Genomic DNA, 647 nt, shown 5'->3' on the forward strand with positions numbered 1-647 from the left:
ATCCGCGGCTCAATGGATATTTGCTCCTCCCCGCGGCTTTTCGCAGCTTATCACGTCCTTCTTCGGCTCCCAGTGCCCAGGCATCCGCCCTGTGCTCTTTATAGCTTAACCAATACAGATATATAGCGTTATATCTGTGGTCTTTGACTAACTTTACGTTAATCGCAAACTTTCGTTTGCTTCGGTTTGTTTCTTGGTTTGGTAACTTTCGTTACCGCACCTCGGATGTCTAAACATTGATATGTTTATTAGATATTTTAATATGCAGTTTTCAAAGAACAGGCACAGATTTTACTCTGCGTGACTGTCTGACCAGTCATCAGGTAACAGAAATCTTTTATCTTTTCTGCTATCTCATCGCCAGTCAGGCGTTTATGTAAACCTTTAAGACTTTTACTTGTTTTCTTAAAAGTTATTTTTTTAATAATCTGGCAGCCACCTGCTTTCCCATACCGTCTCCAGTATAGTATCATCGGCCGCTTAAGGCTTAACCATCGTGTTCGGGATGTGAACGGGTGTTTCCCCTAAGCGCATCGCCACCAGAATCCTTTTGTTATCTTATTGATAACACAACAGTAAAACAACCCCTACTTTTTCTTCCTTAGAAAGGAGGTGATCCAGCCGCACCTTCCGATACGGCTACCTTG

At 42.7% G+C, this 647-nt stretch carries 2 rRNA genes; both read right to left on the bottom strand.

Annotation, left to right across the window (positions count from 1 at the left end):
- Positions 1-111 (bottom strand): 23S ribosomal RNA (locus WMO37_RS14855); the annotation flags it as partial.
- 315 nt (positions 112-426) lie between these two features.
- Positions 427-544 (bottom strand): 5S ribosomal RNA (gene rrf, locus WMO37_RS14860).
- Positions 545-647: the final 103 nt, after the last annotated feature.

Origin of the sequence: Lachnospira intestinalis (genome assembly GCF_040095895.1) — a bacterium.
GTDB lineage: Bacteria > Bacillota > Clostridia > Lachnospirales > Lachnospiraceae > Lachnospira > Lachnospira intestinalis.